Annotated in this window: 14 protein-coding genes; 13 read left to right on the top strand and 1 reads right to left on the bottom strand. The window is 40.9% G+C overall.

Annotation, left to right across the window (positions count from 1 at the left end):
* The first annotated feature begins 5 nt into the window (after window positions 1-5).
* The 6 genes from ACYVRS_RS10840 to ACYVRS_RS10815 all read left to right on the top strand — a co-directional run bounded on the left by ACYVRS_RS10840 (window position 6) and on the right by ACYVRS_RS10815 (window position 9,765).
* On the top strand, window positions 6-2,444 hold the full coding sequence (locus tag ACYVRS_RS10840) for a DNA translocase FtsK (protein ID WP_313537403.1): 2,439 nt from the start codon (window positions 6-8) through the stop codon (window positions 2,442-2,444).
* 41 nt (window positions 2,445-2,485) lie between these two features.
* Window positions 2,486-3,187 (top strand): GntR family transcriptional regulator, encoded by a 702-nt coding sequence (locus ACYVRS_RS10835; protein ID WP_312498732.1) that lies wholly within the window; start codon window positions 2,486-2,488, stop codon window positions 3,185-3,187.
* Window positions 3,188-3,249: 62 nt separating this feature from the next.
* Window positions 3,250-4,050 (top strand): pyrroline-5-carboxylate reductase, encoded by an 801-nt coding sequence (proC, locus tag ACYVRS_RS10830; protein WP_313537407.1) that lies wholly within the window; start codon window positions 3,250-3,252, stop codon window positions 4,048-4,050.
* A 25-nt stretch (window positions 4,051-4,075) separates the two neighbouring features.
* Window positions 4,076-4,747, top strand: a complete 672-nt coding sequence (locus tag ACYVRS_RS10825; RefSeq protein WP_313537409.1) for an HAD family hydrolase — start codon at window positions 4,076-4,078, stop codon at window positions 4,745-4,747.
* A 269-nt stretch (window positions 4,748-5,016) separates the two neighbouring features.
* Window positions 5,017-7,722: a YhgE/Pip family protein gene (locus tag ACYVRS_RS10820; protein WP_461203361.1), complete on the top strand. Its 2,706-nt coding sequence runs from the start codon at window positions 5,017-5,019 to the stop codon at window positions 7,720-7,722.
* Between the two features lie 219 nt (window positions 7,723-7,941).
* A complete protein-coding gene (locus ACYVRS_RS10815) occupies window positions 7,942-9,765 on the top strand; it encodes an APC family permease (RefSeq protein WP_312542113.1) in 1,824 nt (607 codons plus the stop codon).
* Between the two features lie 65 nt (window positions 9,766-9,830).
* Here ACYVRS_RS10815 and ACYVRS_RS10810 read toward each other — a convergent pair whose 3' ends face one another.
* Complete coding sequence (locus ACYVRS_RS10810; protein ID WP_054115858.1) at window positions 9,831-10,721, bottom strand: ArsR/SmtB family transcription factor; 891 nt, start codon at window positions 10,719-10,721, stop codon at window positions 9,831-9,833.
* A gap of 308 nt (window positions 10,722-11,029) precedes the next feature.
* Here ACYVRS_RS10810 and ACYVRS_RS10805 point away from each other — a divergent pair, with 308 nt between their 5' ends.
* From ACYVRS_RS10805 to ACYVRS_RS10775, 7 genes are read left to right on the top strand one after another with little or no spacing between them, the layout of a single operon-like run.
* Window positions 11,030-12,280, top strand: coding sequence for an extracellular solute-binding protein (locus tag ACYVRS_RS10805; protein WP_312542122.1), 1,251 nt, complete (start codon window positions 11,030-11,032; stop codon window positions 12,278-12,280).
* A gap of 42 nt (window positions 12,281-12,322) precedes the next feature.
* Entirely contained in the window at window positions 12,323-13,213 is an 891-nt protein-coding gene (locus ACYVRS_RS10800) for a carbohydrate ABC transporter permease (RefSeq protein ID WP_312498743.1), read from the top strand.
* A gap of 11 nt (window positions 13,214-13,224) precedes the next feature.
* Window positions 13,225-14,076: a carbohydrate ABC transporter permease gene (locus tag ACYVRS_RS10795; protein WP_312498744.1), complete on the top strand. Its 852-nt coding sequence runs from the start codon at window positions 13,225-13,227 to the stop codon at window positions 14,074-14,076.
* 8 nt (window positions 14,077-14,084) lie between these two features.
* Window positions 14,085-14,501: a hypothetical protein gene (locus ACYVRS_RS10790; RefSeq protein WP_312498745.1), complete on the top strand. Its 417-nt coding sequence runs from the start codon at window positions 14,085-14,087 to the stop codon at window positions 14,499-14,501.
* A gap of 15 nt (window positions 14,502-14,516) precedes the next feature.
* Window positions 14,517-15,473: a glycoside hydrolase family 43 protein gene (locus ACYVRS_RS10785; RefSeq protein ID WP_461203360.1), complete on the top strand. Its 957-nt coding sequence runs from the start codon at window positions 14,517-14,519 to the stop codon at window positions 15,471-15,473.
* A gap of 14 nt (window positions 15,474-15,487) precedes the next feature.
* Window positions 15,488-17,116, top strand: a complete 1,629-nt coding sequence (locus ACYVRS_RS10780) for a glycoside hydrolase family 43 protein (protein WP_312542128.1) — start codon at window positions 15,488-15,490, stop codon at window positions 17,114-17,116.
* 9 nt (window positions 17,117-17,125) lie between these two features.
* A complete protein-coding gene (locus ACYVRS_RS10775) occupies window positions 17,126-18,571 on the top strand; it encodes an alpha-N-arabinofuranosidase (RefSeq protein WP_461203359.1) in 1,446 nt (481 codons plus the stop codon).

Genomic DNA, 18,571 nt, shown 5'->3' with positions numbered 1-18,571 from the left:
TAGACATGGCGCAAAAGAAACGCGCAAAGAAACGCAAAACAAAAAAACAGCAGCAACAACAAGAAAAATTAGTATTGGTCGGCGTCGGCTTATTGTTTATCTTGTTTTCGATATTTGGCTTTTTCCATTTAGGCTTTTTGGGGATGCTGATTGCCAATGGCTTTAGAATCGTTGGCGGCAATACCTACCGGGTTCTTTGTATCGCATTAGCGGCTTATGGCGGTTGGTTAGCTATCAAAACCACTGAAGCAAAATTCCAGCAATTTCGGCGGATTATCGGTTGTCTACTGATATATTTTGGTCTATTGATTATTTTGCATGCCCATCTTTTTGGGAATGTGATCAGTGAACAAACAAATGTACTGCAAACCACATGGATGACTTTGCTGGGGGATATTCGCCGCAGTCAAGTGAGTCAGAATGTTGGGGGTGGAATGACCGGTGCGTTGCTTTATAATGGCAGTTATTTCCTTGTCTCTCAAATTGGCAGTTATATCATAGCTGTTCTTTTGATGCTGGTTGGCGGCTTTTTGTTCAGCAACATGCGCAGCCATGAATTATTGGATCATTTGCAAACGGCAGGGGACAGCTTACAACGTTTCCTAGAAGGTTCTCCGGAAAAACAAGCGCAGAAAGAAGCCCGCAAAGCCGAAAAAGCGGCTGAAAGACAAGCCAAGAAAGAAGCGGAACGCGCGGCTGTTTTGGCAGAAATCAAAGAAAAGAATCAAGTGCGTCCAATGACTGAAGGGGAAAAGTTAGCCAAGGCAGAACAAGCCCAATCAACGGACACCTTCGAACCGGAACAATTGAGTTTTGTGCCGATCGATCATTTTCAAGAAGTCCCTAAAGCAACTGGCACATCCGCAGCGGCATCAGAGATGGCAGATGCACCACATCCTGCAGGCACGTCAAAACCGAGTAAACGGGTCAATGAGGATGGCGAAATTTTAGATGACGATGGCGAAGTATTGGAATTCGAAATCTCAGAAGAAGCGGAGAATCGAGATTACGAGTTGCCTTCTGCGGAATTATTGGATTCGATTCCGGCAACTGATCAAAGCAGTGAGTACAAAAAAATCGAAAAAAATATTGGTGTTCTTGAAACAACGTTCCAAAGTTTCGGTGTCGATGCCAAAGTCGTCAAAGCCAGTCTTGGGCCGGCAGTCACGAAATTTGAAGTTCAACCAGCAGTCGGCGTCAAGGTCAGCAAAATCGTTGGCTTGACAGATGATATCGCTCTGGCACTTGCCGCAAAAGATGTGCGAATGGAAGCACCGATCCCGGGTAAATCATTGATTGGGATCGAAGTGCCAAACAGCGCTATAAGCATGGTTTCTTTCAGAGAAGTGATCGATGCCCAGCCAGATCATCCAGATCAACTATTAGAAGTGCCCTTAGGACGGGATATCTCAGGGCGTGTCCAAACCGCAGATTTGACGAAAATGCCGCATTTATTGATTGCAGGCTCAACTGGGAGCGGGAAATCTGTTGCAATCAACGGAATCATTACTAGTATTTTGATGCGGGCCAAACCCCATGAAGTCAAATTGATGATGATTGATCCAAAAATGGTTGAACTGAATGTCTATAATGGCATCCCTCACCTGTTGACACCTGTCGTGACCAATCCGCGAAAAGCCGCGCAAGCTTTGCAAAAAGTCGTCAAAGAAATGGAAGAACGCTACGAAAAATTTGCAGCGACAGGCGTAAGAAATATTACCGGCTACAATGAATTGGTCATTAACAAGAATCTAGAAGATGGTGAAAATCGGCCAATCTTGCCTTTCATTGTCGTGATCGTTGATGAATTGGCGGACTTGATGATGGTGGCCAGCAATGAAGTGGAAGATGCAATCATTCGCTTAGCGCAAATGGCGCGGGCCGCCGGTATCCATATGATTTTGGCCACACAACGGCCTAGTGTCGATGTCATCACCGGAATCATCAAAGCCAATGTTCCTTCAAGGATGGCTTTCGCCGTTTCCAGCGGGGTCGACTCTCGGACGATCATTGACAGCAACGGTGCAGAGAAATTGCTGGGTCGCGGAGATATGCTGTATTTGCCGATGGGTGAGAACAAGCCAATCCGTGTCCAAGGTGCCTTTATTTCCGATCATGAAGTCGAACGAATCGTTACCTTTGTGACGGATCAGCAAGAAGCCAATTATGAAGAGAAAATGATGGTCACTGAAGAAGAAACGAGTACCAGTACTAGCGGTCAACCGCAAGATGAGTTGTTTGAAGAAGCCAAAGCGTTGGTGATCGATATGCAAACAGCAAGCGTGTCCTTATTGCAACGACGGTTTCGGGTAGGATATAATCGCGCTGCGCGTCTAGTGGATGAATTAGAAGCCCAAGGTGTGGTTGGACCATCTGAAGGAAGCAAACCTAGAAAAGTCTTGATCGAACCACAACCCGAAGAAATCCCTCCATTTGAGGAATAAATGCTGTATCCAAATACCTGTAAAGAAAGGCAAGAGGAATCATGAAGCGCAAGCATATTTTGTACCGCGATGTTGCCGATAAAATCAAAGAAGATATTTTTTCGGGCAAGTATCCAATCGGCTCATTTTTGCCGACAGAAACCGAGTTGGAGGCTGTCTTCAATGTAAGTAAAATCACGGTTCGTAAAGCAATCGAACTATTGGCTGCTGATGAGTATGTCGAAAAACGTAGTGGGCGAGGAACAACAGTATTAAGCAATCGCCCCTACAATCGGTTGTCAAAAGGGACGACTTTCAGTCAGCTGTTAGAAAGAACCGGCAAAGAATATACAAAAAGAAATATTGAATTTACCCAAGTAAGCTTATCCCCTGATCATCCGGCTTATCCATTGATGGGCAAAGATGTGATGCGTTTAAAACGTCTGTATTACTTTGATCACCAGCCATTTATTTATTATGAATACCACTTGCCGATCCAGCTTAAAGGATCGTCGATCGATGAATTGGAAGAAAAATCCCTCTATCGGTTATTAGACGAGCATCGGATGATCATTGATCGCTTCGAAGACGCCTTCGTTGGTGTTACCTTGACAACGGAGCAACAAAAATTCATGTTCACACCAGAAATATCCGCATTGAAGCGTATTCGGAAATCCTATGATATGCAAGGTGAGGTAGTAGAATACACAGAGGGAATCTATAATACTGCCTTACATCCTTACATGATTGAATTTGAAGCCTAATCTCTGATTGGGCTTTTTTCGCAAAACAAAGGTACAATCAAATTGAAATGGAGCGTGTTGAAATGAAAAAAATCGCCTTTATCGGTGCTGGAAATATGGCAAAAGCCATTATCAAAGGGTTGATCAAATCAGAATTGTATGCCGCAAATGAAATTCTGGTCTATAACCATCGCTATGAACCGACATTGCAGCAATTGGAGGCTGAAACAGCGATTCAAGGGACCACCACATTGTCTGAGGCCACAGCGTATGGAGAAGTGTTGATTTTAGCGGTCAAGCCTTTTGTTTTTGCCCATTTATTGCCACAATTGCAACCGCTGTTGACAAGAAACCATGTGATCGTATCGATTGCCGCTGGTGTAACGATCGACCAAATGACCACAGCACTAGGCAGCCAAAAAATTATCCGGGTCATGCCGAATACACCTGCTCTTGTAGGTGAAGGAATGTCTTCGATCAGCCCCAATGATATGTCCACTGAAGAAGATACCCAATTTGTTCTGCGGTTGTTTGAAAGTGTGGGAAAAGCTGCTGTTGTACCAGAAAGCATGATTGATGCTGTGATAGGTGTGAGCGGTTCTTCTCCAGCCTATACGTACATGTTTATTGAAGCTTTGGCAGACGGGGCAGTTGCTGAAGGAATGCCTCGGGAGATGGCCTATGCATTTGCTTCTCAAGCTGTGCTGGGTGCCGCTAAAATGGTCTTAGAAACCAAAGAACATCCAGGGGTCTTGAAAGATCAAGTCACTTCTCCTGGCGGGACGACGATTCAAGCGGTCAAATCGTTGGAAGAAAACGGGCTGCGCGCAGCGGTGATCCAAGCAGTCCATACAGCAGCAGAAAAAAATCGCGATATGTCGTAAGACACAATCAATCAAAGGGGTGCTTATGAAAGAATTACTGATTTTTGATTTAGATGGGTTATTGCTAGATACCGAAAAAATTTATTTTGATGGTTGGCTGGCGCTATTTAAAGAACACAACATTCCTTTATCTGCAGAAGACATCAGCAGTTGGCGGGGACAAAGTTGGCAGCAGACGGCGGATCAACTGGCACAGGTTGTTGGTGGACATGAACGGGTCATGGCACTCCGTGCTGAGCGGGAAGGCTTCATCGAAGCACAGCTGCTAAATGGCACGTTGCAGATGAAACCCTATGCCAAAGAGACACTGATGTTGGGAAGAGAAAAGGGCTTTATCACAGCACTGGCAACTTCGACGATGAAAGACCGAGGCGCAAAATTACTGGCGCATTTTGAGTTGGTGGCGTGCTTTGACTATCTGACTTTCGGCGATGATGTAGCCGCCCATAAGCCAGATCCAGCACCTTATGTGCGGACGTTGGCACTTGCGGATAAGACGGCCGCGCAAGCATTGGTCATGGAAGACTCTTTATTAGGGGCATTGGCCGCCACACGGGCTGGGATCGAAGTTGTATTGATCCCGGACCAAAGTTTCCAGACAACGTATACAGAAGCACAGAAAGCAGGGTTAAATCTGTATGCAGAAACAGACTCACTGCAGTTTGTTTATGATCTGCTGCAAGCCGATCAACTTTGATTCTTAATCGTAATGCCTTCTTGATAGGGAGAAGGCATTTTTTTATTTACTTTCGACATAAAGTCATATCATTCGGTGTGGGCTCATGCTTCATGGTAAAGTTAAAGAAAAGAGAATGGTTATCAGAATAAGGTCAAAAAGTAAAGGGGTTTCATTTTGACAAAAAGGGTCTTTTGTCAAAATGCAATTCGATAGCCGACCATAGTCATTGGCGTGAAGCCAAAAACATGGTAAATTATCCTTCGATGACGAATAGTGGGGGAAGAGAAATGAAGAAGATAAAAAATGTCTTTTATTTATATAAACTAGATTGGAAACGAATTTTTTCCAATCCAATCGCAGCTTTTTTGATTATTGCATTAATGATTTTGCCCTCGCTGTATGCGTGGTTCAATATCAAAGCCTTGTGGGATCCTTACGGCAATACAAGTGAACTGCCGATCGCAGTCTATAGTGCCGATAGTGGGGCAGAATTTGAAGGGACGCAAATCAAGATTGGTGATGAAGTCATAGATACATTACATGACAATACGCAACTAGGTTGGCGTTTCGTTGATTCAAAAGATGACCTTGTTGAAGGGGTCAAATCAGGTGAATATTACGCGGGTATCTACTTGCCAGAAGACTTTTCAGAAGACCTGATCAGTTTTACCAACGGAACGATCGAAAAACCAACGATCGAATATTACAGCAATGAAAAAATCAATGCCATCGCACCTAAAATCACGTCTAAGGGCGCCAGCAGTTTGCAAGAGGAGATTTCACAGAACTTCATTGAAACCGCGAGTTCCACCCTGCTAAAGGTTTTTAACGAGATTGGGTATGATATTGATTCTAATCTGATCAGCATCAATAAAGTGAAAAATATGATTTTGGATACCGATGAAAATCTGGATACGATCGATGGCTATACGCAAGAGATCGTCACACTGCATGACAAATTTCCAGAAATCAAAGACAAGATTGCCAAAGCGGAAGAATTTACGGATTATATCCCAGAAGTCGATGCGATGGGCGATAAACTGATTGCATTAAATGACAAAATGCCTACTTTGAAAAAAGAAGCCAGTATTATTTTGACATTGAAAGAAAAAATTCCAGAGATCCAAAATGCCGGCAAACAACTAAAAATGATCGATGAAGATTTTGATGATATTGCTAGTACGATGACCGACGGGATCGATACAGCCAAACAAGGCCTGCAAATCATCGAACAAGTGCAAGCTGCGTTGCCGGAGATCGAAGACTTAGGTGATCAAGCAGCCGATTTTGTTTCTGCGACAAAAGAAGGTGCCCAACAGCTGCAAGATGCGTTGCCAAGTATCTCCAGCAGTGTGCAGGTGACGATTGATGCAATCAGCCAAGTCGCAACGACCACTGCTAGTCTGACGGACACCATCAATCAAGCGTTGGCGGATAATGAGCTGACAGATGAGGAACGGACAGCCATACGTAATGTGATTGCTGATTTCCAGCAAAATATCCAACAACAGCAAACAGCTTTAGATTCTTTGATTGCGTTCATGACCAAAATCCAAGAGGCTGGAAACAATAGTGATTTACAAACAATCATTGATCAATTGAGCAATGCCAAAGACTTGTTAGGTGTATTGTCTACGCGCTTGAGTTCGCTAGACAATTTGGTACAAAATGGGTCAATTGACGGTATTCAGAACTACCTTAGCCAAATAACTGCAGCTGCACAAGACATCAGTAATTTACTGAATCGTATTGATGTATCTTCTATTACAAACACGATCAATGATGTCCTCACCAAATTGATCACTACGATCACCACCGCCGAAGATGTCTTGCAAAAAGCCCAAGATATTGATTTCGATTCTTTGTTGTCATCTACCAAAACAGTTGTCAGCAATGCTGTATCGATTTTGGAGAAATACCAAAAAGAATTGCCAGCGATCAAGCAAGAATTGCATGACGCCAATACAATGTTGAATGGACATATGGACGAGATCGTTGCAGCCATCAATAAAGGTGCTGATTTGTATAACAATGAATTACCGATCATTGAAGATAAATTAGGTATCGCAGCGGACTTCTTGCAAAATGATTGGCCTACCGTAAAGGCGGAAATCACCTCTACGATGGATATGGTCGATGAAAAATTGCCAGAAGTTGAAAAAGCCTTAGATGCTGCGGTGGACCTCATCAACAACGACTGGCCAAATATCAAATCTGGAATTCATAAAGCTGCTGATGCGATCCGCAAAGGCGAAAGCGAAGTGGATTTAGGGGATATCATCAAGCTGTTGAAACTAGATGCTACAGAAGAAGCTGAATTCTTCAAACAACCGGTTGATTTGGAAACCAATGAAATCTATCCAATCGCCAACAATGGCTCAGCCAGCACACCGTTTTACACCGCATTGTGTTTATGGGTAGGGGCATTATTGTTGTCAAGTGTTGCTACAACAGAGTATCATTTAGATAAGAAAGACAAACAACGGTTTACCAAACGAGAAACCTTTGTTGCGAGAATGATGACTTTCTTAACGATGGCGGTAGCGCAAAGTTTGATCGTTACGTTAGGAAATATGTTTCTCTTAGGTGTTGATGTGCGGAATCCTGTCTATAGCGTGCTCTTTGCCCTGCTTGTCGGATTGGCATTTATGATGATCGTCTATGTCTTAGCCGGACTCTTCGGTAACCTTGGGAAAGGAATTGCCATTATCATCCTGGTATTATCGATTTCCGGAGGTGGTGGGAATTACCCCATCCAAGTGTCTGGGAAGTTCTTCCAATTTATCAATCCTTTGTTGCCATTCACCCATGCTGTCAATCTATTGCGAGAATCAGCCGGGGGTATCTACTGGCCAAATGTATGGGCACCAGTCATCATATTGATTTGTATCTTCTTATTCTTCGGGATAGTCGGTACACTCGTTTCACCTTACGTAAGTGAGAAGTCGAAAAAATTGAGTGACATATCAAAAGAGAGTCATTTCTTCCATTAACAATAAAGCAGATAGAGCCGTTTGTTCTATCTGCTTTTTCTTCAATCTTAAGCTGGATTCTAAAAAAAAGAAGAGCATTTTACGTTGTATTTTTCATTTGATTTTCATTGACTTTTCCTGTTTTCAGGCGTAGCATACAATCTTGATCGTTCAATATTTATTATAGTTTTTATGGTATTATCATCGTATATTTTTCATGAAAAAGGAGTGTAAAATGAAGTGGACTATTTAAAACGTTTGTTGGTCGGACGTCCTTTGAAATCTGCTGAAAATGATGATCAGAAATTGACGAGAACAGCTGCCCTTGCGTTGTTATCTTCCGATGCGTTATCTTCGATCGCATACGGGACCGAGCAGATCGTGGTCGTGCTGGTCGCTTTATCAGCAGCTGCCATCTGGTATTCCTTACCAATCGCTGCATTTGTGATTATTTTATTGATTTCATTGACTTTATCGTACCGCCAAATCATCCATGCGTATCCTCACGGGGGCGGCGCCTATGTCGTTAGTAGTGAAAACCTGGGCAAAAATGCCGGCTTGATCGCAGGGGGCTCTTTGCTGATCGACTACATGTTGACAGTGGCTGTATCCGTCTCAGCTGGGGCAGAAGCCATCACCTCGGCGGTTCCAGCATTGTATGGTCATCAAGTAGGGATTTCGATCGTGATCGTTTTATTGATCATGATGATGAATCTGCGGGGATTGAGGGAATCCGCTTCGTTCTTGATGATACCTGTATATACATTCATTGCCGTGATCACGATATTGATTGTTGTTGGCCTCTTCAATATCATCACAGGCGCGCAGCCTTTAAACGCTACAGCGTTGCCGGGTGCTGTAGTACCAGGCGTTTCAGTCGCCTTGATTTTAAGAGCCTTTTCTTCTGGTTCGTCTTCACTGACTGGTGTAGAGGCCATCAGTAATGCAGTCCCGTTCTTTAAGAAACCACGGGCCAAAAATGCCGCAGCAACTTTAACGATCATGGCTGCCATTTTAGGTTTCTTCTTTGTCGGTATCACATTTATCAACTACTGGTACGGTATTGTGCCGCAAACTGAAGTGACCGTCCTATCGCAAATCGGTGCCGCTGTTTTCGGACATGGCATCATGTATTATGTTTTACAATTTGCCACGGCATTGATTTTGGCAGTCGCTGCCAATACTGGTTTCTCTGCTTTTCCAGTACTAGCATTCAATTTGGCAAAAGATAAATATATGCCGCATATGTACCAAGACCGTGGGGACAGACTAGGGTATTCTAACGGCATCATCACTTTAGCAGCTGGTTCGATTGTCTTGCTATTTATCTTCCAAGGATCAACAGAGCGTTTGATTCCTCTGTATTCTATTGGGGTCTTTATTCCTTTCGCATTGTCACAAACAGGGATGGTCGTGAAATGGAAAAAAGACGGCAAAGGCTGGTTCTTCAAGTCTTTGGCGAATATCGTTGGCGCCTTGATTTCCTATGCAATCATCGTGATCTTGTTCGTGTATCGTCTGAATGATATTTGGCCATTCTTCATCATCATGCCGATTTTGTTGTTTGTCTTCTACAAAATCCATGACCATTACAAGAATGTAGCAGAACAATTGCGCTTGGAAAAACAAGGGAAATTGCATGTCTATGAAGGCAACACGGTAATCGTACTGGTTGGGAATGTGACACGCGTGAATGTTGGCGCCCTAAACTATGCGCAATCTATTGGGGATTATGTTGTCGCGATGCACGTCTCTTTGGATGAAGATGTCAAGAAAGAAAAAGAAATCCAACAAGAATTCAAACAAAACTTTCCTGATGTGCGTCTATCGATCGTCCATTCTTCGTATCGCTCGATTGAAAATCCAATCATTCGCTATGTAGATTTGGTCAGCCGGAATGCGACCAAGCACAATTATACGACAACGGTCATCATTCCTCAGTTTGTACCGAAACACCGCTGGCAAAATATTTTGCATAACCAGACGAGTCTGCGATTACGGTTTAGATTGTCATGGCGGGAAAATATTATTGTAAGTACGTATAGTTATCATTTGAAGAAATAACAAGATGAAACAAAGCCGCGAATGATCAGCACATATTGCTTGTCATTCGCGGCTCTTTTGATGCCTCAACTATAAAACATTTTTAGTTTGATATCTTGGTCGTAATTGCCAAATCCTTTGCCAAAAAGGGTACAGCCGCCAATATGGGTGGCTGTTTCTTTGACTTCTAATTTGAGATGCCAAGTATCTTCATATGCCGGAATATCTTTGATGGTGATGTTGGATAGCGGCTCTCCTTCCATATAGGTTCCGTGATCCATGATACGAATCGTTTTGAGCAGACCATATTGATTCAAGTTATCGGGATACCAATCTGGGGTAAACTTACCGCGAATATCGGCAAAATCCCCGGGACTCGTCCAAGTACCTAACTCCACACCATTCAAACTAAAAGTAATATCTGATGGCCAATTGTTATTAGAAAATGGAAACTCGGATGAGATTTCCATCGAAATCTCCATCATTTCTAGTTTTTCTTCATTTGCTAGAAAGTTAGGGGACTGATATTCCACGAACCCTTTTGTAAACCACAAAATTCTTGCATCCATTCTATTTGGATCCATGAAGTATTTAGGTTCGTCTACCGGTCCAACAAAGCCTGCTAAAGTTGCCAGCCCACATGTCGGTTCCACCGCATAATTTGTATAGTGTCCAATAGGAATCACGGTTTCCTTCGTATCAAAAGCGTTAAAGATTTTTTCAGGGAAGTTGATATCGATATGATCGACTCTTAAACTGGAAATCTTTTTTTGCCCAATTCGTTCTGTCTTGATAATGTTTGCTTCTTCCAATTTTTTGATATGCATAGTGATAATGGCACTGCTTAAGCCTAGAGCTTGAGCAATCTCTTTCACATTCATTTTGTTTTTGGCTAACATCTGGATAATTTTAATGCGCACACTGCTCGCTAAAGCTTCGTATACTGGCAATGCCTCCTGATTGATTTCTAATTGCATTTTCCCACCTCCTAGGAATCTAACACTCATATTTACCTGAATGTTAACATATTTGCTAATATGTGTAAATAGGCTTGATTTTATTTCTTTTAGTTAATGATTATATTAATTAATATATAGATTAAGTTGATATAATTAATCAAAATATTGTTGACAGCGATTACATAGTAAAGTATTATTTATTTGTAAGTTGAAAGTGTTTGCAAACGCTGTTAAAGAAATGAAGGTTTTATAAATTTAAGTGAAACATTTTTTTCAAAATCATCGAGCTCTTCAAATCAAAAATCAGGAATGAAAGAGGGAAGAAAATGAAAAAGAAAATTCTTATTGTTGCTGCTGTTTTAGCCGTCGCTGCAATTGCACTTGTTGGATTTAATAGATACCAAACTGCTGAAAAGGAGAAGTTCACGATTAATTTTTGGTCTCCGTTAACCGGTGATGATGGTGCATATATGGATCAAATAGTGAAAGAATTTAATGAGCAGTCTGATTCAGAATATACGATCAATCATGTTATTACCTCTGATATGTATACCAAATTAAGTACTGTTGTCAGTTCAAAAAGCGGTATACCAGATTTAACTTTGATGCATTCTTATAAAGTAGAAGAATTTGTAAATTCTGGCATTATCGATACCGTTGATTCGTTGATTTCTTATCAGCCAGAGCTACAAGAAAGCAATTATTTAGATACAGCATGGAATGCAGGAAATGTGAATGGCACACAATATACTATTCCGTTGGATATCCATGCAAGCGCGATGTATTACAATTCTGATTTGTTAGAAAAATATGGTGTTACTTCATGGTTAGATGACAATATCGTGACTTTTGATGAGATGATGTCTTTATCAGGGAAGCTAGATGAAGGAGATTATATTGTTAATAATGCGTTATTATCATGGGTATTACTAGCTCAGATTCGCAATCTAGGCGGCGACATCTCAGACGAAGCTGGGAATCCAACGGTGAATACACCTGAAATGAAGGAAGCACTTGAAAAGATCAAAGCATTAACGGACGCAGGTCTGATGACACCTTATGGCGAAGATGGATACCTAATGTTCCAAGGAGGAAACGTTTTGTTATCTACTGATGGCACGTGGACTTCCACAGCCCATGATGCAGTTGAAGGATTAAATTGGGGTGTGACGAATATTTACTCTACTTCATCTGATATTGCAACGAATCGAGCTGCTTCTCACATGTTTGGCATGTTAAATAGCGAAACGAGAACGGACGAAAAAGAAGAAGTAATCGCACAATTTCTGGAGTTTGTACGTACCAATTCAATTGAATGGGCAAAAGCAGGTCAAATTGTCGCTAGTAATGATATTTTGGAAAGTGAAGAGTACAAACAATATCCCCAATCATTCTTTACATCTACGCCTGAGGAAGAAGAAACGTTATACATCTTTGACTATGTCTACTTCTCTTATGTACTAGAAGCTCTAGATGTTTACTGTACTGATATTGCTTATGGAGAATTAGATATGGATGAAGGTTTGGCTACTATGCAACAATATGTTGAGGACAAAATTGCAGAAGTTGCCAAGTAATGTAAGGGGATTTTTAATCCCCTTACTCATTTTTTGAAGGGAATGAAAGGAATGGAAAAGAAGAAAATCAATTGGGCATCCTTTGCGTTTATTGGACCTCATATGGTATTGTTTATTATTTTCGTTTGTATACCAACACTCTATGGTATCTACGCTTCATTTACACAGTGGAATTTGATCTCTGATCCGGTATGGGTAGGTTTTAATAACTATAAAACATTATTATTCGACAGTTCTTCAACATTTTACACTCAGTTTTGGAATGGGCTAAAAAATACCTTTATATTTGTACTGATTATGGTGCCGTTGCAAATCATCCTGCCTTTATTGATTGCAGCAGCATTACAACATAAGAAAGTAAAATTGAAAGGTTTTTTTCAAGCGATTTTATATATTCCCGGGCTTATTTCGGTATCTGCTGGATCGTTGATATGGTCACTTATATTTCATTCTCGTTTAGGTGCTATAAATAATATTTTTGGCTTTGACTTTTCATGGGCGTCCAGACAGCCTTATGCTTGGATTTTGATTTTTGTTGTAAGCATTTGGGGTGCAATTGGTGGGAATATGATTATTTATCGATCTGCTTTAGCAGGGGTCAATGAAGATTTATATGAGGCAGCCGAAATCGATGGGGCTGGATCCGTCCAAAAATTCTTTAATGTAACCTTACCTTCTATTCGTTTTCCTCTGTTATACACGATTGTCATGACGACTGCTGGTGCATTTAATGTATTTGCACAACCATTAATGATGACAGGTGGAGGTCCTAATCAAAGCACGACAGTATTAATGATGTATATTCGTTCATTAGCGTTTAGTCAAGGAGAGTCTATTGCGGGAATGGCATCGGCAATGGCTGTTATTTTAGGGTTGATTATTATGTGCGTATCTGTATTTCAGTATTTTCTATTAGATAGAAGTAATACATAAGGAGGTAAAAAATGAATACACAGAAAAAACGTTTACCTAGTATGGTTATCGCATACGTATTTCTAATAGCGTTGTGTATTATCTGGGTAATTCCATTGATTTTTAGTTTTACTACTTCATTTCGGTCGCAAACAGAAATTGTATCATCTGGTTTTAGGTTGTTGCCTGTGAACTGGATACTAGATAACTATGTTGCGATTTTGACAAATACATCAACTGCACCAATCATGCAATGGTTATGGAATTCACTTTTTATTGCAGTTACGCATACAGTATTGGTTGTAATAGTTGTTTCCGTAACAGCTTATGGGTACGGCAGAATGAGGTTCAAATATCGAGATCGTATTTTTTATACTTTAATGGGAATTTCCATGTTTCCTGGTGTGGTTAATTTAATTCCCTCCTATAAGATTATTGAAAGCTTTGGTTGGGTAAATTCTTCTCTTGCAATGATTATCCCGGGTTTGGCTGGAATGGGCAATATTTTTCTAGTCAGACAGTTCATGAAAGGAATCCCGCTTGAATTTGATGAATCTGCACGAATGGATGGGGCAGATGAATTTACGATATTCTCAGAAATTATAGTTCCACTGATTAAGCCAGTACTAATCGTGGCCGGGTTATTCTCATTTACAGGCTCTTGGAACGATTTTTTATGGCCAGTTATTGTCTATACAGATGTGAGTAAAATGCCAATTACAGCAGGATTACTTCTATTACAAGACATATATGGAAACTATCGTATGATTGGTCAATTAATGGGTTCTGCTTTGATTGCCATCATACCAACTGTTATGTTATTCCTATTTGCGCAGAAGTATTTCATTGAATCGATGAACTTAAATGCAGGGGTAAAAGGATAGTGAAATCAATGAATAGAAAATTAGAAAAAAATCTATTACGTATAGGTGCTGGATGGGATGTTTGTATCGGCCTTGTGACGATGTTCGGTTATTATCCGTGGTTTGAAGAGCAAGGCATAGCAGCTTTTCAACAGCAGAACCAATATGATTATTTACAGTCAAGTCTTGTAGGGATGATTTCTAAAGTGGTCATGATTGTAGCGTTAGCGACCATCCTAATGGGTGTGATCAGTTGGATAAATGCCAAAAATATGAAAGATAAGCAAATAAATAAAGGCACTATGAGGTGGATGATTGCCTGTATCATTATTCATTTAGTGATTTATGATGTTGTTGGTGTCATATTCTACTTACTGGCAACAATACTTTACATGTCTAAAAACAAAGCAATAAGAATGCTGAAAACTGAAAATGGATATTTTTAAGAAGGTGTGGACTTTATGACAGAAAATTACTTGGAACCGATTGTATTAGAAAGAGCAGATCCGTGGGTTTATAAACATACAGATGGTTATTATTACTTTACAGGGTCAAAACCTGGCTATCAAGAAATTGAGTTGAGGAGAGCGAAGACATTGAGGGGCTTGGCTCATTGTGAAACAAAAGTCGTATGGCACGCACATGAAGAAGGACCATTGAGCCAACTTATTTGGGCGCCCGAAGTCCATTTTATTCGTGGTAAATGGTATATCTATTTTGCTGCTTCAGACCACTCTGTCATTAGAGACGATACACATCACCATCGTATGTTTGCAATTGAGAATGCTTGCGCCGATCCTTTCGAAGGAGAATGGCAAGAGAAAGACCAAATTAAAACACAATTTGAAAGTTTTAGCTTGGACGCGACCGTTTTTGAGCATAAAAATCGTTTGTATTATGTATGGGCACAAGCGGATCCTAATATACCCGGGAATTCCAATCTGTATTTATCAGAGATGGAAAACCCATGGACACTCACTGGCAAGCAAATACTCTTGAGTATTCCTTATTACGATTGGGAAAAGATCGGCTTCAAAGTCAATGAAGCTCCAGCAGTTTTAATTAAAAATGGTAAGGTGATCATTACTTATTCAGCAAGTGCTACAGATGAGAATTACGCGATGGGACTACTATGGGCGGATGCAGATAGTGATTTACTCAATGGGTACTCATGGAACAAACTTGAGAAGCCGGTATTTTCAAGCTCAGAAAATAATTCCCTTTATGGTCCGGGCCATAATTCTTTTACGGAGTGTGAAGACAGAACACAAGAAATTATTGTATATCATGCAAGACCAGAAAAAAATGATTATAGTGACCCATTGGAAAACCCAAATAGACATGCTTATTATCAACCATTTACATGGAGCCAAGAAGGATTGCCTGAATTTGGTGAACCAGGTGTAGTTAAACGTTAAAAAAGAGGAGAAAAATGAATTATACAAAAAAAACGAAGCGTTGTTTTATTATCTCAGTTTTTTTACTTAGTTTATTACTTGCAGGTTGTCAAAGAAATAGAAACGCTCAGCCAATTTCTCAAAAAAATTGGGGAACGATACAAAATAATCGTGTATCTATTCATGATCCATCGATTACTTCTGTTCAAATAGACGGGAAAGAACATTTCTATGTATTCGGCTCGCATTTAGCCGAAGCGAAAACAATAGATTTTCAGACTTGGGATGTACCATTTTCTCAAGAGTACGAATCCATGGATGACAATATTATCTTCGGAAATACCCAGGAAAATTTGGCTGAAACCTTCAAATGGGCTGGTTATGACGATGCAGACTCAGAAGGAGGCTACAATCTTTGGGCACCTGATGTTATTTGGAATCAAGATTATATATGGTCAGATGGAGATAAAGGGGCGTATATGCTCTATTACTCGGCTAGTTCAACATGGCGTCGCTCAGCTATTGGACTAGCGGTAGCAAAGACAATTGAAGGCCCGTACAGTTATTCAGACACAGTGATCTATTCTGGTTTTACAGAAAATGACTCAACGGATGGCAGTGAGCGAAATACAAATTATCAGAACACACACCTAGAAAATTTAATCAAAAACAAAAGCATTAGCGGTTTCAGTGAAAAATGGACAATCGAAAATGGTCTTACGTATAACACTGATTACGCACCAAATGCGATTGATCCTGCTTTATTTTATGATGAGGAAGGAAAACTCTGGATGACTTATGGTTCGTGGTCAGGTGGTATCTTTTTGCTTGAAATGGACAAGTCCTCAGGCCTGCCAATTTACCCAGGAGAAGATAGTGAAACCTCAGACGGTCGGATAATTGATCGTTATTTTGGTACAAAACTTTCTGGGGGATATCATCAATCCGGTGAAGGTCCCTATATTGTATATGATCAAGAAACAGGATTTTATTATCTTTTTGTTACGTATGGAGGATTATCTGCAAAAGGTGGATATAATATGCGTTTGTTTAGGTCAGAAGAACCGGATGGACCTTATTTGGATGCAAAAGGCAATAGTCCTATCTTAGAGCAGAGTGATCAAAATGCTGACTATGGGATTAAATTGATCGGTAATTATCAATTTTCGTTTCAGCAAACAGGCTTTCGTGCTGCAGGTCATAATTCCGCGGTTATCGATGAAAATGGTGATTGGTACTTGATTTATCACACCCGATTCAACAATGGAACTGAAGCGCACGAGGTTCGTGTGAACAGAATGTATATGAATGAAGAGGATTGGCCAGTTCCAGCCCCTTTTGAATACTTAGGCAACGAGCATGTTGCAGATGATTTAGTAGAAGCAGATATCACTGGTCGCTATGAAATCATTAATCATGGAACAGATAATGGGAAGACAATGATCAAGTCTCAAATGATTGATTTTCATAAAGACGGGAGTATTAGTGGAGATATAACTGGCAATTGGGCATATGATGAAGGGTTTATCAGTATAACAGTAGAAAATACTACATTTAAAGGCACTGTATTGAGGCAAGAAGTATCTACTTTTGATAATCAAAAAATAGCTTTTTCTACCTTTGGTGACAATAATGAGTCAATATGGGGAGTTAAAGAAGAATAGGGGTATAACATGACAATCAAAATCTTAAACACTAAATCAGGAACCACCATCAGTAAATACATCTACGGCCACTTTTCTGAGCATCTAGGCAGATGTATCTATGAAGGACTCTATGTAGGGGAAGATTCATCAATCCCAAATAAAAATGGCATGCGAATAGATGTAGTGGAGGCTTTAAAAAATATTCAAATCCCTGTATTGCGCTGGCCAGGCGGGTGTTTTGCTGACGAGTACCACTGGAAAGATGGGATTGGCCCAAAAGAAGCACGCAAAACGATGGTCAATACCCATTGGGGCGGCGTGACGGAGAACAACCACTTTGGGACGCATGAATTTTTTGAATTGGTGAAGCAGCTTGAATGTGATGCCTATGTGAATGGGAATGTCGGCAGTGGTACTGTGCAAGAAATGTCTGAATGGGTCGAATACATCACCATGGATGGGATTTCACCAATGGCCGATCTTAGAAGAGAGAACGGGCATGATGCTTCTTGGCCAATGAAATTTTTTGGCGTTGGGAATGAAAACTGGGGCTGCGGCGGGAATATGCGTCCTGAGTATTATGCGGATTTATACCGACGTTATCAAACCTATGTCCGTCAATATGGTGATCAAAAAATTTATAAAGTCGCTGGCGGTGCCAATGTGGATGACTACAATTGGACAGAAACATTAATGAAAAATGCCCATTGGCTGATGGATGGTCTAAGTTTGCATTATTATGTCCATCCGCAAGGCTGGGAGAAAAAAGGCAGCTCGTTGGACTTCAATGAGGCGGAATGGGTTGTCACCTGCGAAAAAGCAGCGTACATGGATGAGTTGATCACCCGCCATAGTGCCATTATGGATCAATATGATCCTGAAAAGCGCGTCGGCATCATTGTGGATGAATGGGGGACTTGGTTTAGTGCCGAACCTGGAACCAATCCTGGATTCTTATATCAGCAAAACACGATTCGCGATGCGATGGTTGCTGCGATTACACTAAATATTTTTCATAAACATGCGGAACGTGTTCATATGGCGAATATCGCGCAAACCGTGAATGTATTACAAGCAATGATCCTGACAGATGGTGAACAGATGGTGAAAACGCCGAGTTATCATGTGTTCGATTTATATAAAGTCCACCAAGATGCTGAAAGAATCGAAAGCCATGGAAACCATGGTGAGCACATCACGTATACGATTTCTAAAAAAGAGAACACGGTGCATGTATCGATTTGTAATTTTGACATCACGGCAACTGAAGCACTGTCCTTCACATTAGAATCAGCCATCAAAGAAGTCAAAGAAGCGCGTTACATCGTTGGACATACGATGAATGCCCATAATGATTTTGATCATCCGGATACTGTGACGATCCAAGCATTTCAAGCGTATCAGGTCGATGAAGCGCAACTGTCGGTGACCGTACCGCCGATGAGTGTGCTCACGATCTCATTATCCCTGTAA

The sequence above is a fragment of the Enterococcus salsurae genome (assembly GCF_054784955.1).
This window is presented reverse-complemented; position numbering and strand designations above follow the sequence as displayed.

What these genes read in the sequence shown, in the direction of transcription:
- ACYVRS_RS10785 (WP_461203360.1), top strand. Translation starts at nt 14,517, where the DNA reads ATGACAGAAAATTACTTGGAACCGATTGTATTAGAAAGAGCAGATCCG.
- ACYVRS_RS10805 (WP_312542122.1), top strand. Translation starts at nt 11,030, where the DNA reads ATGAAAAAGAAAATTCTTATTGTTGCTGCTGTTTTAGCCGTCGCTGCA.
- ACYVRS_RS10780 (WP_312542128.1), top strand. Translation starts at nt 15,488, where the DNA reads ATGAATTATACAAAAAAAACGAAGCGTTGTTTTATTATCTCAGTTTTT.
- ACYVRS_RS10825 (WP_313537409.1), top strand. Translation starts at nt 4,076, where the DNA reads ATGAAAGAATTACTGATTTTTGATTTAGATGGGTTATTGCTAGATACC.
- ACYVRS_RS10800 (WP_312498743.1), top strand. Translation starts at nt 12,323, where the DNA reads ATGAAAGGAATGGAAAAGAAGAAAATCAATTGGGCATCCTTTGCGTTT.
- ACYVRS_RS10790 (WP_312498745.1), top strand. Translation starts at nt 14,085, where the DNA reads ATGAATAGAAAATTAGAAAAAAATCTATTACGTATAGGTGCTGGATGG.
- ACYVRS_RS10775 (WP_461203359.1), top strand. Translation starts at nt 17,126, where the DNA reads ATGACAATCAAAATCTTAAACACTAAATCAGGAACCACCATCAGTAAA.
- proC (WP_313537407.1), top strand. Translation starts at nt 3,250, where the DNA reads ATGAAAAAAATCGCCTTTATCGGTGCTGGAAATATGGCAAAAGCCATT.
- ACYVRS_RS10810 (WP_054115858.1), bottom strand. Translation starts at nt 10,721, where the DNA reads ATGCAATTAGAAATCAATCAGGAGGCATTGCCAGTATACGAAGCTTTA.
- ACYVRS_RS10835 (WP_312498732.1), top strand. Translation starts at nt 2,486, where the DNA reads ATGAAGCGCAAGCATATTTTGTACCGCGATGTTGCCGATAAAATCAAA.
- ACYVRS_RS10795 (WP_312498744.1), top strand. Translation starts at nt 13,225, where the DNA reads ATGAATACACAGAAAAAACGTTTACCTAGTATGGTTATCGCATACGTA.
- ACYVRS_RS10820 (WP_461203361.1), top strand. Translation starts at nt 5,017, where the DNA reads ATGAAGAAGATAAAAAATGTCTTTTATTTATATAAACTAGATTGGAAA.
- ACYVRS_RS10840 (WP_313537403.1), top strand. Translation starts at nt 6, where the DNA reads ATGGCGCAAAAGAAACGCGCAAAGAAACGCAAAACAAAAAAACAGCAG.